At 37.4% G+C, this 246-nt stretch carries 1 protein-coding gene; it reads left to right on the top strand.

All coding sequences use genetic code 11. The annotated features are described in order from the left end of the window. Window positions 1–44: 44 nt before the first annotated feature. On the top strand, window positions 45–246 hold a 202-nt coding region (locus tag RMT89_RS44820; protein WP_315889497.1), incomplete at its 3' end, for a hypothetical protein.

A 246-nucleotide genomic window follows, 5' to 3' on the forward strand; every position in this document is an offset into this window, starting at 1 on the left:
CTGATTTGGTTGTTCAGGAGAAGTATAGAAAACGTTCGTACGTTATGTATGCCATCTATTTTTCTATAGGGGTTTTAATCTCTGCACTGCTGTACGGTTTAATCGCCTATTTACCGGGTCTTCAAGCTCAGTCTTATGCGCAATCTAGGTTAATGCCAATATTAAATAGTAGTGAAAAAGTGATGTTATTCGAGCAGGAAAACTCACCCGCAAAAATTAACCAACTATCTATTGATATCGTACCTT

Source organism: Streptomyces sp. P17, assembly GCF_032436805.1.
In the GTDB taxonomy this organism is placed as follows: Bacteria; Actinomycetota; Actinomycetes; order Streptomycetales; family Streptomycetaceae; genus Streptomyces.